The 16,080-nt window shown below is 42.6% G+C and carries 15 protein-coding genes and 3 pseudogenes; 8 read left to right on the forward strand and 10 right to left on the reverse strand.

All coding sequences use genetic code 11. The features are described from left to right. Nucleotides 1-148 precede the first annotated feature (148 nt). Nucleotides 149-922 (reverse strand): NAD(+) diphosphatase, encoded by a 774-nt coding sequence (gene nudC / locus B1201_RS15445; protein WP_171263811.1) that lies wholly within the window; start codon nt 920-922, stop codon nt 149-151. A 383-nt stretch (nt 923-1,305) separates the two neighbouring features. Here nudC and B1201_RS15450 point away from each other — a divergent pair, with 383 nt between their 5' ends. Together B1201_RS15450 and B1201_RS15455 are read left to right on the forward strand one after the other, a co-directional pair. Continuing rightward, a complete protein-coding gene (locus B1201_RS15450) occupies nt 1,306-2,829 on the forward strand; it encodes a cryptochrome/photolyase family protein (protein ID WP_078194308.1) in 1,524 nt (507 codons plus the stop codon). A gap of 36 nt (nt 2,830-2,865) precedes the next feature. Beyond that, on the forward strand, nt 2,866-2,985 hold the full coding sequence (locus tag B1201_RS15455) for a DUF2256 domain-containing protein (protein ID WP_236162469.1): 120 nt from the start codon (nt 2,866-2,868) through the stop codon (nt 2,983-2,985). Here the strand turns inward: B1201_RS15455 and B1201_RS15460 are convergent. The 3 genes from B1201_RS15460 to B1201_RS15470 all read right to left on the reverse strand — a co-directional run bounded on the left by B1201_RS15460 (nt 2,982) and on the right by B1201_RS15470 (nt 4,295). After that, nucleotides 2,982-3,236, reverse strand: a complete 255-nt coding sequence (locus tag B1201_RS15460; protein WP_078194347.1) for a TIGR03643 family protein — start codon at nt 3,234-3,236, stop codon at nt 2,982-2,984. The genes B1201_RS15455 and B1201_RS15460 overlap by 4 nt on opposite strands. Nucleotides 3,237-3,394: 158 nt before the next feature. After that, nucleotides 3,395-3,796 (reverse strand): hydroxyisourate hydrolase, encoded by a 402-nt coding sequence (gene uraH, locus B1201_RS15465; RefSeq protein ID WP_004981585.1) that lies wholly within the window; start codon nt 3,794-3,796, stop codon nt 3,395-3,397. Nucleotides 3,797-3,806: 10 nt separating this feature from the next. Further along, the gene (locus tag B1201_RS15470) at nt 3,807-4,295 is read right to left on the reverse strand and encodes a GlcG/HbpS family heme-binding protein (protein WP_171263817.1); all 489 of its coding nucleotides are present in this window, start codon (nt 4,293-4,295) and stop codon (nt 3,807-3,809) included. 105 nt (nt 4,296-4,400) lie between these two features. Here B1201_RS15470 and B1201_RS15475 point away from each other — a divergent pair, with 105 nt between their 5' ends. Continuing rightward, the gene (locus B1201_RS15475; RefSeq protein WP_078194311.1) at nt 4,401-5,072 is read left to right on the forward strand and encodes a heavy metal response regulator transcription factor; all 672 of its coding nucleotides are present in this window, start codon (nt 4,401-4,403) and stop codon (nt 5,070-5,072) included. Next, the gene (locus tag B1201_RS15480) at nt 5,069-6,451 is read left to right on the forward strand and encodes a heavy metal sensor histidine kinase (protein WP_143221715.1); all 1,383 of its coding nucleotides are present in this window, start codon (nt 5,069-5,071) and stop codon (nt 6,449-6,451) included. The genes B1201_RS15475 and B1201_RS15480 overlap by 4 nt, the downstream gene beginning before the upstream one ends. Nucleotides 6,452-6,474: 23 nt before the next feature. Here the strand turns inward: B1201_RS15480 and B1201_RS15485 are convergent, their stop codons facing one another. The 3 genes from B1201_RS15485 to B1201_RS15495 are packed head-to-tail and all read right to left on the reverse strand — an operon-like array spanning nt 6,475 to nt 9,624. Further along, nucleotides 6,475-7,179 (reverse strand): ABC transporter ATP-binding protein, encoded by a 705-nt coding sequence (locus B1201_RS15485; RefSeq protein WP_078194313.1) that lies wholly within the window; start codon nt 7,177-7,179, stop codon nt 6,475-6,477. Beyond that, nucleotides 7,172-8,395 (reverse strand): ABC transporter permease, encoded by a 1,224-nt coding sequence (locus B1201_RS15490; RefSeq protein ID WP_078194314.1) that lies wholly within the window; start codon nt 8,393-8,395, stop codon nt 7,172-7,174. The genes B1201_RS15485 and B1201_RS15490 overlap by 8 nt, the downstream gene beginning before the upstream one ends. Further along, a complete protein-coding gene (locus B1201_RS15495; RefSeq protein WP_171263812.1) occupies nt 8,392-9,624 on the reverse strand; it encodes an efflux RND transporter periplasmic adaptor subunit in 1,233 nt (410 codons plus the stop codon). Before B1201_RS15495 ends, B1201_RS15490 begins: the two co-directional genes overlap by 4 nt. A 266-nt stretch (nt 9,625-9,890) precedes the next feature. Between B1201_RS15495 and B1201_RS15500 the strand changes: the two are divergent. From B1201_RS15500 to B1201_RS15510, 3 pseudogenes are all read left to right on the forward strand, one after another. Next, a pseudogene (locus B1201_RS15500) lies at nt 9,891-10,127 on the forward strand (integrase core domain-containing protein); the annotation flags it as partial. 37 nt (nt 10,128-10,164) lie between these two features. Then, nucleotides 10,165-10,293, forward strand: a pseudogene (locus B1201_RS15505) (Fic family protein); the annotation flags it as partial. An 81-nt stretch (nt 10,294-10,374) separates the two neighbouring features. After that, a pseudogene (locus tag B1201_RS15510) lies at nt 10,375-11,140 on the forward strand (IS5 family transposase). A 131-nt stretch (nt 11,141-11,271) separates the two neighbouring features. Here the strand turns inward: B1201_RS15510 and B1201_RS15520 are convergent. Next, nucleotides 11,272-12,071 (reverse strand): IS5 family transposase gene (locus B1201_RS15520; RefSeq protein ID WP_143221716.1). Its coding sequence is split into 2 segments (ribosomal slippage): nt 11,272-11,693 and nt 11,693-12,071, totalling 801 coding nucleotides; the frame shifts between segments, so codons are not numbered across the junction. A gap of 74 nt (nt 12,072-12,145) precedes the next feature. Here B1201_RS15520 and B1201_RS17010 point away from each other — a divergent pair. Continuing rightward, nucleotides 12,146-12,304 carry a hypothetical protein gene (locus B1201_RS17010; RefSeq protein WP_171263813.1) on the forward strand — a complete coding sequence of 53 codons (159 nt, stop codon included), beginning with the start codon at nt 12,146-12,148 and terminating at the stop codon, nt 12,302-12,304. Between the two features lie 113 nt (nt 12,305-12,417). Here the strand turns inward: B1201_RS17010 and B1201_RS15525 are convergent, their stop codons facing one another. Further along, a complete protein-coding gene (locus tag B1201_RS15525) occupies nt 12,418-13,512 on the reverse strand; it encodes a fimbrial protein (protein ID WP_078194317.1) in 1,095 nt (364 codons plus the stop codon). Further along, nucleotides 13,509-16,055, reverse strand: coding sequence for a fimbria/pilus outer membrane usher protein (locus B1201_RS15530; protein ID WP_228144795.1), 2,547 nt, complete (start codon nt 16,053-16,055; stop codon nt 13,509-13,511). The genes B1201_RS15525 and B1201_RS15530 overlap by 4 nt, the downstream gene beginning before the upstream one ends. Nucleotides 16,056-16,080 lie beyond the last annotated feature (25 nt).

Consider the following 16,080-nt stretch of genomic DNA (forward strand, 5'->3'; position numbering starts at 1 on the left):
GCCTTAAGATAAACCCAGCTGGATGTGAACAAAGTGTGAAGATCAAATGCTGCGATTCAGGGTCTATTGGTCAGGAAATGCCATCTGAATATTCAGGACCCAGTGCGTTATCGCAGTTTATTTGAGAGCCCCAAACAGGATTGCTGTTTCAAAGCCACTCTTTGCTGTCATCTGCAACAGGCGTTCCATACATCACATGCTGAATCATGGCATAAGCGATACTACCTTTAAACGGAATCTCTGGTAACTGATTAAACTTAAAAAACTGCGCATCGCTCAGTTCATTTTCCTGAATCTGGATGTCCCCTGCATGATATTCCGCCTTGAAAGCCATCATCAGGTTGCTGGGAAACGGCCATGGCTGGCTGGCCAGATATTGAATATTCTTGATCTGCAGCCCCACTTCTTCCAGCGTTTCACGGCGGACTGCCTCTTCCAGGGTTTCCCCGACTTCAACAAAGCCGGCAATCAGGCTGTACATCTGGGTTTTGTTGCGGGCATTTTTTGCCAGCAGAATTTCATCTGCACCCCGGGTAATGATGGTAATTACACAAGGATTCACCCGCGGATACTGGTTATAGCCACAGGATGGACAGACCATGGCATACTGGCTGGCGTGCTGCTGGGTGGCGTGACCGCATTTACTGCAAAAGCGGTGATTACGACGCCATTCTAGCAACTGTACCGCACGGCTGGCCTGTTCAAACTGCGGTCTGCTCCAGACTTGCACCAGTTGCCGGATCGGAACCAATTGATAACCTTTAGGCACTGGTTCGTCTTCTTTAAGATCACGTGCAATGATCTTGCCATTTTCCGAGAGGTCTAGATCATGCTGCAATCTTGCTACCTGTGGCAACTGAAAATGCTCATCCACTAATAATTGTTGCTGTCTAAAAATATATGCTTTTGAATGCATGCTCATGACATCCACTGATTAAAAAAAATCCCATACATAGGAGTGTATGGGACAAAACTAAGGAAGCTTACATGGAGTAACTTCTGAGCAGATACTAGGTGCAAGCTGCCTGAATTACAACCATAATAATTTGTATCTTTTTGATTAAAATCACATAATTTTCACACCACCTATGCATTAAGGAATGATGCAATGTGAATTTCATCAATGGGCTGTAGCATTACAGAGATGGACAGTCTTTTATTGCAGCAATCATGATTCCTGTGCAATGCCAGCTGATCATCTGGTCGAGTTGAATTGATTCAACATGCACGTTGATCTTTATTTTCACAAAAAATTGAACTGTTCGGCTTTACACTGCGCTCTCTTTCACTGGTTCTGAGATAGGTATGCGTTTCGGTTTAATTCTAGGTGACCAGCTTCATCATCAGCTTGCTACGCTCAAAGCGCTGGACCGTACCCAGGATGTGATCCTGATGGCCGAAGTGGTTGAGGAAGCCACGTATGTCGCGCATCATCCGCAGAAAATTGCCCTGATTTTTAGCGCCATGCGTCATTTTGCCAAAGAGCTCAAGGCCGAGGGCTGGCGTGTACGTTATTATGCTTTTCAGTCCGGAAGTCCGATTCGCAGCCTGCTAGATTTTGTGCAGGGACAGCAACAGCTGTTCCCTGTCACAGAACTAGTCATGACCCAATGCGGAGAATACCGCTTGCAGCAGCAGATTGAACAGCACTGGAGCCAGCAGCTGCAACTGTCGGTAAAGTGCCTGAATGATGAGCGTTTTTTCTGCAATCCGGAGCAGTTCCGGTACTGGGCCAGCCGTTACCAGACGCTGCGCATGGAATATTTTTATCGGGAAATGCGCAAGCAGACCGGCTACTTGATGCAGGGACAGCAGCCGCTTGGACAACAGTGGAACTATGACAGTGCCAATCGCAAGGCCTGGTCAGGCAGTCCGCCATTGCCTCCAGCACTTCATTTTGAACGGGATCAGATTGATCTGGATGTACTGGAACTGGTTGAACGCGAGTTTTCCCATCACTCTGGCAGTCTTGCCGATTTTCACTGGGCCACCACGCGCAGCAATGCCCTGCTTGCATTGGAGCATTTCATTGCCCACAGTTTGCCGCATTTTGGAGATTATCAGGATGCAATGGTTCAGGGTGCAGACATGCTGTTTCACAGCCTGCTCTCGCCTTATCTAAACTGTGGCTTGCTGCTGCCGCGAGAAGTCTGTGATGCCGCAGAAACGGCCTACTATGCCGGTCATGCACCACTGAATGCAGTGGAAGGTTTTATCAGGCAAATCCTCGGCTGGCGCGAATATGTTCGCGGAATTTACTGGCTGTACATGCCGGAGTATGCCAGCCGCAATGCGCTGCAGTACTCAACCCCGTTGCCACAATTTTACTGGACTGGCCGCACTCAGATGAACTGCATGGCTGAGTGTTTCCGTAATACTTTTCAGCATGCGTATGCACATCATATTCAGCGTTTGATGGTGACTGGAAATTTTGCCCTGTTAACGGGTGTAGACCCGCAGCAGATCAGTGAGTGGTATCTGGCAGTCTATGCCGACGCCTATGAATGGGTAGAACTACCGAACACCTTGGGCATGGTAATGCATGCCGATGGTGGCTTAATGGCCAGCAAGCCCTATGGGGCTTCGGGCAATTATATCCATAAGATGTCGGATTACTGCAAGCACTGTAGCTACAATGTCAAAACCCGTACCGAACCGGACAGCTGTCCTTTCAACAGCCTGTACTGGTATTTCATGATCCGGCATGAAGCGACATTCCGTACTCATCCACGTATGTGCATGATCTATCGACAGCTGGACAAGCTTAAAGATCGGCCTCAGATTATCAGCCATGCCCAGCAACTTCTTAGCCGGATTGATGAGTTATAAACCATGAAAAAACAGCATTTTCCTGAAAAAATCTGTATGCACTGTTTGCGTCCTTTTACTTGGCGCAAAAAATGGCAACGCTGCTGGGAGGAAGTCAGATACTGTTCTGAACGATGTAAACGTGAGTCCAGACAGCGGTCAAAATCAAACGCTTAGAAACGCTTGTATTGCCGTGAACAATAGGCCCGTATCACGTCGGGTGAACGCAGTTGCAGATGTTTGGTTTTTCGGCCGGTGACGCGTCCACGCCACATTTTAAAACTCGATGCTTTCATATTTTGCCGCATCAAGCGGATCACCGCCGCTTCATTTAAACCATACTCACATAAAATAGCTTCAAAAGGAGTTCTATCTTCCCAAGCCATTTCTATAATTCTGGATAAGTCCTCTTCAGAAAATTGATTCATACCATTCTCGTTTTTAATCATCACGAAGCGTCAATAAGCTTTATCGACTTTAATCTGACTAAAAGAATAACAATACAATCATGAATTTTTTGTGATTTTTCTCTAGTTTACGGACTCAGCACGAATAAAAGGGCTAGTTAAACTAGCCCTGTTAAGTCTTAGTTACCTCTATAAGTCGAATATCCATAAGGACTTAAAAGTAGAGGAATATGATAATGGCTGACACTTCCATCTACCTTAAAAATTACAGGAACTTCAGGAAAGAAAGTATCTTGCTTATTTTTTTTAAACCAGTCCTCAGTTTTAAAAGTAACTTTATAAATACCGGCTTCAAGCTTCTGATTTTCAGGAAACAATCCAGTAATACGGCCATTAGGACCAGTATATTGCTGATTTAACTTCACCCATTTATTCCCAGTACTTTTTTCGAGTACCACTTCGACTTGAGCTGAGGGTAGACCATTTTCTAGATTCAACACATGCACACTTAAAGGGTTAGTTTGTGCGAAAGTCATTGAGGTCAACAATAGTGTTGAAAGTGGCAATAATTTTTTAAACATGATGAATTCCTTAAGGATTGAAAATAGACTTAACAGCTGTTTCAGCGCAGTAATGGTCATTTTTTGCACCCCCTGCTCCGGCAACGCCAATGGCACCGACCACCTGATTTTCATAACTCACAGGTAGGCCGCCACCCAACAGCAGTAGATTAGATAAGGTGGTTAAATTTTTTGCATCCTTGTTTTCATTGGCATTTTGACTTAACAACATAGTCGCCGTTTTGGTCGATAAGGCGGTATAGGCTTTCTTTTCAGCTGCGCCCAAATTATGCGGTCCGACAGTTTCATGCCTGTTTGCCATTAACGTATTTCCGCCCCGATCCACCACCACCACAGCGATATTGTGCTGTATTTTTTGACACGCAGTCACCGCAGCATCCGTAAGAGTTCGTGCTGACTGAGAATCAAGTGAATAAACTTGATTGAATTGAACGGATTGTGCAAAAGTACTGCTACTCATCAGCATTACTGTTGCAATAAGCCCTTTGAGTTTGTTCATCATGATTGCCCTGAATTAAGTTTTAAAAATCTTATACAACCTGAATGATTTGAAGGATGACAATCACATTACAAAGTTGTCATCTTTAAAATGAGTCTGAACAAAATGTGTATTCTAATTATCGAAGATGAAGCGAAGATCGCCTCATATCTGGTTAAAGGGTTAAATGAATCTGGCTATGAGGCGCAATGCGTCCATTCAGGACTAGAAGGTTTGGAAAAGTTAAAGATGCATGCATATAGCCTAGTCATATTAGATGTAATGTTGCCCGATATTGATGGCTGGGCAGTCCTGAAAGTCTTGCGACAATTTTCCCAAATTCCGGTCATTTTTCTTACAGCAAAAGATCAGGTGATTGATCGGGTCAAAGGTTTGGAACTGGGCGCCGATGATTATCTGGCCAAGCCTTTTTCTTATATTGAATTACTGGCCCGAATTAAAAGTCTACTTAGGCGCCAGCAGTATGCACAGGAAAACCAATTAGAAATTGGTAATTTAAAAATGGATCTGATCCATCATAAAGTTTGGCGTAATGAGCAGTTGATAGAACTCAGTAAAAAAGAATTTAATCTTCTGCGCTTTCTGCTGCGCCATCCGAATGAAATTATTACGCGCAGGCAAATAGCTTCTGAAGTCTGGCAGATCAATTTTGATACCGATACCAATTTTATTGATGTAGCGGTAAGGCGTTTACGTAGTAAAATTGATGAGGGACATGATATAAAGTTAATTCATACTGTTCGCGGTTTGGGCTATAAAATTTCGGCAGAGAAATAATGTTGAAACCGATTCGTTCGCTAGAACTCCGATTAACACTCTTGGTTACAGGGTGTGCTGCAATGGTCTTGTGCGGTGTAGCATTTATGACCTATCTGGGTATCAACCAGATTTTAATTGCTCAGCAAGATAGGGCTTTGATTGAGCGAATTGAGCGACTGGAAATATTACTACAAGACAGTAGCAATATTGAACAGATCATCGCTCGCCCGAAGCTGTATCAAAACATGTTGGGAAATCAGGATAATTTGTTTTTATTGATTCAGGGTGATCAGGCGCTGATCAGCATTAATCCTCTTGGCATTCCTCTACCTGAATTTACCCATCAGCCCCAAATTCAATTCCAAGATTTATCGGCGCATGCTTATCCCACCCGCATTGCCTGGAAAACTATTCAAATTAATCGCCAGCCGTATCTGTTAATTGCAGGCAAACAGTGGTCTGAACGTTTAGGCATCATTGCACCTTTTCAAAAGAGCCTTGTCATTTATGTTTTCACAGGTATCTTGGCGATTTTCATCCTTTGTGCTATTGCTAGCCATCTGGGATTAAAAGTATTAAGAATCCTGCGAGAACAAACCCATGCGATAAATATTCAGCAACTTGAACAGCGACTCAATCTGCCCTATCCCCCTCAAGAGATTGCACAACTAGCCTCCGATATCAATGCCATGCTCGACCGTATTGAGCTGGGATATAGCCAGCTGAATCGTTTTTCAGAAGACATTGCGCATGAATTTAGAACACCATTGAATAATTTAATAGGACAAACCGAAATTTTACTCATGAGTGAACGCAGTCCCGTACAATATCAGGAAGTGCTGATTTCCAACCTAGAGGACTATCAACGCTTAAAAAGAATGATTGACAGCATGTTATTTCTGGCACGTGCAGATGCGCAGAAGGTTTGCTTAAACAGACAAAAAATCCAACTTCAATCCTTTATAGAAAATATCTTCAGCATTTTTGAGTATCAAGCCGAAGAACAACACTGCAATTTTGTTTTAAAGCTTGAGGCAACTGAGCTATTGGCAGATCCAGAACAGTTACAACAAGCTCTGTATAATCTGCTCTCCAATGCCCTGATTCATGGCGGCAAGCGCCGGACTATTTATGTGCATAGCTATCGAAAGATCATCAACAAACTGCCTATGATTGCGCTATCGGTCGTGACCAGTGGTTTAGAAATTGCCCCGGAACATTTGCCGCATATCTTTGAGCGATTTTATCAATGCAGTTCCAGTAGACAAAGTTATCATCAAACAGGTGGTTTGGGACTATCCATTGTGGCATCTATTATGACGCTTCATCAAGGGATGTATCAGGCGATTAATAGCGCAGAAGGTATATGCTTTGAACTGCTTTTCCCAGATACGTGATTCACATTCACACTGAGCTTATATCATTTTTTGGAATCACTCTGAATTCTCCCATCCACCAAATTAATGGTTCGATCACAGGTTGCCGATAATCTAGGATCATGAGTCACCAATAATACTGCACAGCCATGTTCGCGATGAACTTTACGAAATAATTCAAACATTTCCGCAGCAGTTTGAGTATCAAGATTACCTGTCGGTTCATCGGCCAACAATAGTGCAGGCTGAGTAATCAGTGCACGTGCAATCGCTATGCGTTGCTGTTGCCCTCCAGAAAGCTCATTGGGTTTACGGTCAGCGAACTTATCTAACCCTACAGCGGCCAATAATTCATGGGCATATTGCAACGCAGATTGATCTGGCTTACCTTGCTTCAGCATTAATGGCATAAGCACATTATTTAAGGCAGTAAAGGCCTGTATAAGATGATGAAATTGAAACACAAAACCTATACTGTTGCCACGTAATGCTGTCCGAGCCATATCATCCATACGACTTGTTGCCTGACCCAACAAGTACAACTCACCACAGCTAGGCTGATCTAATAAGCCAAGAATATTCAGTAAAGTACTTTTGCCTGAACCAGAAGGACCAATTAATGCAGCAAAGTCATTCCGTTGAATACACAGATCAATCCCATGTAATACCTCCACTTCATTAGGTTGCCCAACATTATAGGACTTTCGCAATGCTTCTAAACGTAGTACTTCCTCAGATGAATCAGACATGACGAATTGCCTCCACAGGATCGAGTGCAGCAGCCCGACGGGATGGTATTGCAGCAGCCAAAACTCCCGTTAAAGTCGCCAAGAATAATGCTGACAAGATAAGCTTGATTGAAATCGAAATATAAAACAAGCCGGGACCAAACTGATTAAACCCCCAAATTAGACAATAACTGACAACACTACCAAGCATCGAACCAAGCAGACCAAAAATTGCTCCCTGAAATAAGAAAACTCTTAAAATTTGCGTTTGTGTAGCCCCAGTTGCACGTAAAATACCGATTTCCCGAGTCCGTTGCACCACACTCACCGACATCACACTGGCAATTCCAAAAGCGACTGAAATCCCTACAAAAACAATAATCATGTTGGTCGAAAGACTTTGAGCGGTAATCGCATTCATTAATTGAGCATTGGTTTCAATCCAGCTTTCTGCTTTTAATCCAGCCAGGCGTCCAACTTGTGAGGCAATTTGCTCCGCCTGAAAAATATCTTGGATCGTCAGATCAATCACTGTGACCCCACCAGGCAAATTAAGTAAAGATTGCGCCTGTTTCAAATCCAGATAGACATAGCGCGCATCCAATTCACGCACGCCCAGTTCAAATATTCCAGAGATATTCACCACTGCATTTTTCTGTTGCCCAGTATCTAATCTTAATTTGCTCCCGACTTGCACACCCAAATCTTTGGCTAATTGACGCCCAATTAATACATTATCCGCACTGACCCGTAATTCACCACTCACCATATATTGCTTTAACGGAATAATCTGTTGATAACGTTCAAGGTTGATACCAACCAATGCAACAGATTGAATTGCATCTCCGCGCTGTACAAATGCAGGACCAGAGACCACAGGAGAAACCGCAGTCAACACCGGTAAATGATCTAAAGTCCCAGTAATCTGCTGCCAATTATTAATAGAACGTAAGCGTTGTGCACGCTGATCTTCTAGTAACAACTGAAGTGTTCCTGCTGCTGGTGGCACAATATGATTCACCTCATCTGGTGAGAGCAAACGAATATGCGCTTGTGTCCCTAAAGTCCTTTCTACAATATTCGATTGTAAACCCTGAATTAAGGCGCTAATGAACACAATGACCGCTACCCCCACCGCGACGCCAATGGTAATCATCATCGACTGTGTGCGACCCTCTCGCAAAAAACTGATTGCGATGGTCCACTCGGTCCAAAGTCGCCTAAAAAAGTTTTTCAATCGAATTTCACCGGTAATTCATTTTTGCTATTTTTCTGATCCGTTTGACTCTGGAAAACACGTTTAGTTTTCTCTATTCGGACACGAGTTCCATCTTTAAGCACTGATTCTGCATCGGTAAGGACGTGATCACCTTCTTTCACTCCAGCTACAACTTCAGACATAACCAAACCACGTAAACCCAGTGTGATAGGATGACGTTGAATTTTTCTATCTCTTACTAAAATAACCCTAGCCTTGTTGCCACTTATACTGCTTAAAGCATCATTTGGAATGACCAAGGTTCGCTCGCGCTTGTTGGTTTCAACATTTACCGATACCGTCATGTCTTGACGCAGAAAACCTGGGACTGGATCAACTGTTAATCGGACGTCTACTGTGCCACGTTGAGCATCAATACTTGGAGCAATAAAATTAATATGGGCAGGAAAAGATTGATTTGGATAGGCATCTGCAATCACTGCGGCTTTTTGTTGTAAAGCCAGCAGTGGTAAATTTCGTTCATCAAATGGCACTCGTATTTCAGTCGCACCATCCAGTGCAATAGTGAAGAGAGTCTGACTCGGTTGTACCAGATCCCCTGGCTCAACATTACGCGTTAAAATAATACCTGAAACTTCTGCACGAATTTTGGTCTTGGCAAGTTGCGCTTGTAGTGCAGCGATTCGTTCGCGTAATTTTGTCTCTTCAACTTTATTTGGGGCAAGTGAAGCAACTTTTAATCGAGCTGATTCCAAATTATTACGGGCGAGTCTTTCTGCCTCTATCGATTTCTCCCTTTCCTCTGCTGATAATATTCCTGATTCGGTATTTCGTCTGCGTAACGCCTCTCTTTGAGCCTGTTCTAATTGTACTTTGGCATTCGCTAAATCAACTTCTGCTTGCGGGCGTCTAGTGGTTTCGAGTTCTTTTAATTCAGCTTCTGCCTGCCGCACTTGCGCTGAAATTTCATCAGATTTCAGTACTAAAAGAATATCCCCTCGAGAGACCCGATCTCCCTCTTGAACCAATCGCTCAAGAACAACCCCTGTAATTTCACTACCAATCTGAGTCCGAGATACTTTCTCTACCCGTCCTGAAGCGACAACTGTTTGAATCAATGGACTAGATACGACTTCATAACTAGGCAGCAATGGTCCTTGCCACCAGCGATATGTAGCAAAACTGACAGCTAAAACCAGTAGTATGATCATGATCCAAGGCTTATAATGGGTAACAAGCAATTCCATTCTCCAAGCCAGATTAAAAGAAAGTTTTTTAATCGAATAATTAATTCTTAGTTAAATATATATGAAAATGGCTTTGTTGCATAAACATTCAACAGCTAATTTCCCCCTAATATATTCAAATTTAAGTAACAACTTGGGTGTGAGGTCTTCGTTTTTTCACAAGATATGCGATGAATGTCTGATTATTTGTAGTCATAAATTTAGTCCCCACTTGTTTTTAAGTGGGGACTAAATTAAGGCTTATAGAATGAATTCATAAGGTGTGTTCAGCGGACGCTTACGATAATGCTTTGGCTGAAACGGTGAATGGCTTATACAAAACAGAGGTGATTGAATATCTAAAAGCAGATTGGCAAGGTTTAGGAGATGTACAACTTGCGACACTAAACTGGGTAGATTGGTTCAATAAATAGCGTGTACACAGTGCACTGGGTTATGTATCGCCTTTTGAGTTTGAAGCAATGTACTATGATAAGATTAACCCGTTAGGTCAGGTGGCCTAACTTAAATAAAAAAGTCTCCGACAAACCCGGTACGGTTCAATTGGCTTATTATGAGGCTTTAGATCAATGGATGGCTTATGGAAAAACTGAAGCTTTTATCCGGTTAGTTTCTGAAGCTGTACTTGAGGGATTTAAACCGTATCAAGTTATTTTAGGAATAATATAGTTAGGGTGTGTTGACACTTTTAGCTTAAAAAAATAACGAAGTAGTAAAATCAAATCGCCAAACCCAATTTTACTATTCGCTATGCCTCGTACCATGCTGACAGATCAACACTGGCAAAAGTTGAAAGTTATTCTGCGTAATTTATCCATTCACCACAACTCAAATTTACGCAATTTTATTGAAGCTATTCTCTATAGAATTAGAACAGGCTGTCCGTGGCGAGATATTCCTTCTTGTTTTGGTCATTCAAACTCTATTTTCAAACGGTTTAATCGTTGGTCAAGCAGCGGTAAGTTACTTAGATTATTCAAATTACTAGCCTCATGCCCCGATATGCAGTGGATTTTTATTGATGGCTCTCATGTACGTGCTCATCAACATTCTGCCGGCATAGCGAACCAATCTATTTCTAAAAGTGTCGGAGGAAACTCCTCAAAAATACATTTGATTGTTGATGCACATGGCAATCCTATTGATTTCATGATTACCGATGGAACCACACATGATGTTAAAGTTGCACCTGATTTAATATCAACATTAGATTTAAAAGAGACAAAAGTGGTATGCGCAGATAAAGGCTATGATTCAGAATCACTGCGTGAACAGATCAGGAAAACAAGGACTAAAGCGAATATACCAAGGAAAATGAATAGCCAATCGAACAATGACCATATGGACTGGTATTTATATAAAATCAGGCATTGAGTTGAAAATATGTTTTGTAGATTAAAGCAATTTAGAGGAATAGCTACTCGATATGACAAGCTCAAAAGGAATTATCAAAGTTCTGTTGCTTTAGCCTGTATATTTTTATGGCTACCTTTATAGGGTTAATTATGAACAGTAAATGTCAACAGACCCTAATAAAATAATAAGAATTATATGAAATATAAAAAAAATTATACCTATAATCGATCACCTCCAAATAAGTATGGATATACATAGTTACCTGAAGGTGGAGGAATATTCTCTAAGAACCTATCCAGAATATTTTCTATGCAAAAGTAGCCTTAAAAAGGCTAAATTAATGAACTGAAGGCTCGTATTTAGGTGCTTTTCACAGTTTTTCCAGAGCCTTCTACACTTTTCTAACCAAGCAAATGATCTTTCCACAACCCAGCGTTGTAGAATGACTGCAAATTTATGCAATTCACTTCGTTTAGCTACATCAACTCGGGATTCGATTAAATCATTAACAGCCAAAGAAAAGCGTTCACCTGTATAACCGCCATCAACAAGTACAACCTCTACATTTTGTAAGCTATCTTTATGCAAAGTTATAGTATCTAACGCACCTTGACGATCTGTTTTATCTGCTGTCGTAACCAATATTCCATGCGGGAGACCTTCAGTATCAACAATAATATGTCTTTTAATGCCTGAAACTTTTTTACCAGCACATACCCTTTATCACGTGCAGTATCTGTGTTTTTTACACTTTGTGAATCAATCATGATAAAGCTCGTTTGTTCTTTCCGTCCAATGCTGATACGGGCCTCGCCAACTACATTTTTTAAAGCTTGCTCAAGTATGCTAGGTTCAGTTTCTGAAGACTTTTTATTCCAAATCGAGAAGTAATAATGCACAGCGCTTTTAGGTGAGAAGTCTCGAGGAAGCATACTCCATTGGCATCCACTTTTTAGAATATAGAGCAATGCGCAAAATACTTCATAGACATCAACGACTCTTGGACGTGTTTGTTTTCTTCCGCTCAATAGTAACGGTTTAATTTCTTTAAAGGCTTCTCGACTAATGTCGCTGGGATATGGTTTTCTCATGGGGGAAATTTAACAAATTATTTTTTCAATTGCTAAAAAAGAATAAAATTAATACTGGATAGGCTCTAAGCTTAGTGGAACAGTGGCAATATCAAACCTTAGATAATTATGGCTATGCCTTCAGTTTTTTCTGGATGGCTGCGCCATATTTTCTGGGTATGGATGCCAGCCACATGCATCCTAAATACATAGATGCAATCCGCTATATTTTGCACAGTCAATCCAAACCTTAGACTCAAACAGGCCGAATGAATTTAGGCTCAAGCTCCTGCTCATTTCCAAGATTGTAAACATCACAGGAAACTGCCTCAGCCTGATAAATACCGAGGCTACAGCGGTTCAGCCGCTATTTAAAATAGACTTCATAATTAATGACAGAGGTGAATTTTCCAGCATTTACAGGCTTTTTCAGAAACAATACGCCCGCTTCAAAGTTTTTACTCAGCTGCGTTCCTGTACTGTAGCCAAAATCAACCGTGTCATTTAAGCTCAAAGGCGCGCTGTTTCCCGATTCAAACAGGCGGATTCCCACCACATCTTTCATGCCTGTTTCTATGGCAGTAACCGTTTGATCATCCACTTTATATGCCGAACTGAACACGCCAACAAAAGGATATTTTGCGCAGTCTTTGCCATTGGTGGTGACATTAATGGTAAATGGCGTTTTCCTTAGAACGGTATTTAAGTCCTGATAAGCATAGTATTTGCCCAAATACACACTCTGCGTGCTCAGCACAGGGACACATTCCACATAATTGATTTGAACCCCGCTGACTTTTTCCTGAAAATTGCCGTTGCCGTTGCGTCCGCCAATACCGTCAAGCTGGAAAACATCATAGTTTTTCACCGTTGCAGGAAAATTGCTGCCTGAACCGCGCGCCTTAATATATAAAGAATAGGTTAAGGTAATGGTTTGAGGATCTGCACAACGCTTTGAACTTAACCAATTATTTTTACCAATCAAATTACAATTTTGAGAAGCTCTTGAGGTAGACCAGTAGTTATCAGATTGATAGCTGAGCGCGCGCTTGCCGGTCGCGATTTTATCGGTGGTTTTTGTAATGGGATATTCTTGGCCATTAAAACGGATGCCCATAATTAAATTAGAATTGCCAAAATCGGTCGCTAATTTTTTCGCAGCGTCATCGACATATAAATAAGCATCTTCACTGGAGTTGGTCGTTGCATCATCATAACAGGTAAACGTCGATGAATAAGTTTGCGACTCCCACAATAATGCATTGGTTGCACTATTAAAACTGGTGACCGTAATCGTGCCGACATTTGTGGTATTGGTGGTATTTTTTGCTGTATCAATATTAAAATTGCTGGTCGCCTGGCCGCCGGACAGGCAGCGCATAGCAGATGCGCTTTGCGCAGCGGTTAAACTGATGGCGATTAAAAATGCATTCAAAAACAGCGGAAGCCATTTGCTCTTCATTTAGATTCTCCAGCTTCACATGTTAATGCCAGTTCATCGTAACCAATATCACGGCTACTGAGCTGCGGTAAAGTAAAATGACACTGCTGGTTTTCAGCACTGCCCCATTTTGCGGTCAAAACCTGCCCTGACTCAACATTGGTCAGGTAAGCCTGACTGTTCAGTCCCACCAGGCCATAACGGTTAAGACCTTTCACATCGCTGATTTCCGTGCCGGCCGCTAATTCACGGTCTTTATAATTCAAATTGACCAGCAAGCTGTGGCCTGTCTTCACATCAAATTTTACTTTCACAATCGCATATTTAGTAGGAACAATATCATTCTTCACCAATTCATCAATAAAGATATTTTGCCCTAAATCTTCCGCCTGCAGCGCCACACGGTTTTTTGCATAAGGATTGCTGCTGCTGATAATAGCATAGCCATGCTTATCCAATTTTAAACCGGTTTGATTTTCAATACGGATATCGCTGGCGCCTTTGGCTTCAATCAAAATCGGCGAATTATACATTTGCTGCCCGAAGACTGCCCCTTGAGAATGCATAAGCAGGCCGCCGCTCACCCCTGCATACAGCTGCTGGTATTGATCTGCATAAGCATATCCGACATTGGCATTGCCTTTGATTCCCCGATATGCTGCATTCACATTAAAATGATCGCCGCTTTTTTCAGAATGCCCCGCCAGCAACTGCGCCTGCAGGTTTTTATCCTTCAAAAAGCTTGCAGACAGCGCGCTTTGCAGGGTTGCGCCCGAGCTTTCAGAATAGAGCGCGCTGTTATTGGCAATAACATCATGCTGCTTAAAGGATTTCGGCGTATCAAGCAGCAGGCTCAAATTCAGCCCAACCGAATAATCGGAACCGCTGAAAAGGCTTTTGCTGTTTTGGTAATACAGGCCATAGGTCAAACGATGAATATTGTTATTATAGCCAATCTGCCAATTGTGCTGATTGTATTCCTTTTGCCAAAACTGAGTGTCGGACACATTGGCATACAGCTGCCCCCATTTGCCAAGACGCTGATTCAGTGAAATTTGATACTGAGTTTTTCTATTGAAAAACACAGGCGAATAATAGGACTGTGTTTGAATATCAGCAGAATTTTCGGGGTCATTGACTGCCGATGAGTTTTGGTACTGATACTTATACGCGCCATTCTGCCACTGCGCTTTTTCTTGTACAGCATCTGCAAAGCTGAAATACTGCTCACTGTAATGAGACCCGGTCAGGTGAATATCAGTTCCCAGTGTATTGATGGATTTTGCATAGTTCACACGTACAGCTAAGCCGTCTTCTTGACGGCCGCTGAACAAGGTATTGCGGGCATAGCTCAGGTCGGCAGAAACGGCGCCCCAATTTCCCAATGACCACGCGGTGCCTCCTGCAACGGAGTGATAATCCTCTGCAGCCAGCACGCCTACATACGGCGTCAGAAAATTGTTGAAGCCCAGCGTATAGGTCAGCTGGCCAAAATACGGCAGCTCCGCGCCTGAACCGCTGCGGTATTGCCCTGTAGTGATCTGATATTTATGCTGCCCAGCGCGCACCATATTCGGTATAGATGCATACGGCTGCGTATAAGTACGGATGGAGCCGTCACTTTCAATAATTTTGATTTCCAAATCGCCGCTGTCGTTCACGCCAGATAAATCGGCGATTTCAAAATTGCCCGGCGCAACATTCATGCTGTACACCAAGTAATTATTTTGACGGATTTCGACCAGCGCATTGCTGCGCGCGGTGCCGCGGATCACTGGCGCATAGCTTTGCAAGCCGATTGGCAATTGCGCCTCATCACTGCTGAATTGCAGGCCGCGGAAATTAATGCTTTCAAAAACATCGCCGCGGGTATTGGCATCGCCCAATTCTAGGCGCGCCTTTAATGGAATAATGTCGCGTTCAAGCTTATTGATGGCATTGTCCCAAGAGGCAGACTGCCCCGTGCTCTTTAAAAAGCTGCTCTGATTGCGGTAACGCCACGCGCCCCAGTTAAAGCCGCCGTTCAGTAATAGGCTGCTGCTGGTATCCGGACCTGACTGGCTTTTATAGGTATTCGTATTGGCGTTGTAATTTAAGATCAGCGCATTGATGCCCTGATCATACAGCTTTGGTGAAATATAGCCGCGCGCATTCTGCTGTAAAAAAACCTGTGGAATGGATAAATTCAAGGTTTGCAGGCCAGCATCAAAATTCAGTTTTGCGCCGGACAATGCCGTCAGGTCATAACAGGCCGTAGATGGCTGCGCATCCGTTTGAGTGTCTAAAAGTATTTGATAGTCTTCAATAAAACTGGCATCAACACAAGGAACAACATTCTGATCTTTTTGATAGAATTTTACTTTTCTTTTTTCTATGCGCTGATTATTCAGATAAATGCTGAAATCATAATCACCCGGCAAAATGCTGTAGCCTTTGGTGACAGCATCAAAAACCACTTGGTCGGTAACATCTTTAAGAAATGCTGTATTGAACGCTGAATCTTCTGCCTGTGTATTTAATGCAGCAAGGCTCAGACTAAGCAAAGACAGTTTTAAATAATGCAAGTTCAAATCCAACTGCAGTTCAAAT

Source organism: Acinetobacter sp. ANC 5600, assembly GCF_002018395.1.
Classification (GTDB): Bacteria; Pseudomonadota; Gammaproteobacteria; order Pseudomonadales; family Moraxellaceae; genus Acinetobacter; species Acinetobacter amyesii.

What these genes read in the sequence shown, in the direction of transcription:
- nudC (WP_171263811.1), bottom strand. Translation starts at nt 922, where the DNA reads ATGAGCATGCATTCAAAAGCATATATTTTTAGACAGCAACAATTATTA.
- B1201_RS15450 (WP_078194308.1), top strand. Translation starts at nt 1,306, where the DNA reads ATGCGTTTCGGTTTAATTCTAGGTGACCAGCTTCATCATCAGCTTGCT.
- B1201_RS15455 (WP_236162469.1), top strand. Translation starts at nt 2,866, where the DNA reads ATGCACTGTTTGCGTCCTTTTACTTGGCGCAAAAAATGGCAACGCTGC.
- B1201_RS15460 (WP_078194347.1), bottom strand. Translation starts at nt 3,236, where the DNA reads ATGAATCAATTTTCTGAAGAGGACTTATCCAGAATTATAGAAATGGCT.
- uraH (WP_004981585.1), bottom strand. Translation starts at nt 3,796, where the DNA reads ATGTTTAAAAAATTATTGCCACTTTCAACACTATTGTTGACCTCAATG.
- B1201_RS15470 (WP_171263817.1), bottom strand. Translation starts at nt 4,295, where the DNA reads ATGAACAAACTCAAAGGGCTTATTGCAACAGTAATGCTGATGAGTAGC.
- B1201_RS15475 (WP_078194311.1), top strand. Translation starts at nt 4,401, where the DNA reads ATGTGTATTCTAATTATCGAAGATGAAGCGAAGATCGCCTCATATCTG.
- B1201_RS15485 (WP_078194313.1), bottom strand. Translation starts at nt 7,179, where the DNA reads ATGTCTGATTCATCTGAGGAAGTACTACGTTTAGAAGCATTGCGAAAG.
- B1201_RS15495 (WP_171263812.1), bottom strand. Translation starts at nt 9,624, where the DNA reads ATGGAATTGCTTGTTACCCATTATAAGCCTTGGATCATGATCATACTA.
- B1201_RS15525 (WP_078194317.1), bottom strand. Translation starts at nt 13,512, where the DNA reads ATGAAGAGCAAATGGCTTCCGCTGTTTTTGAATGCATTTTTAATCGCC.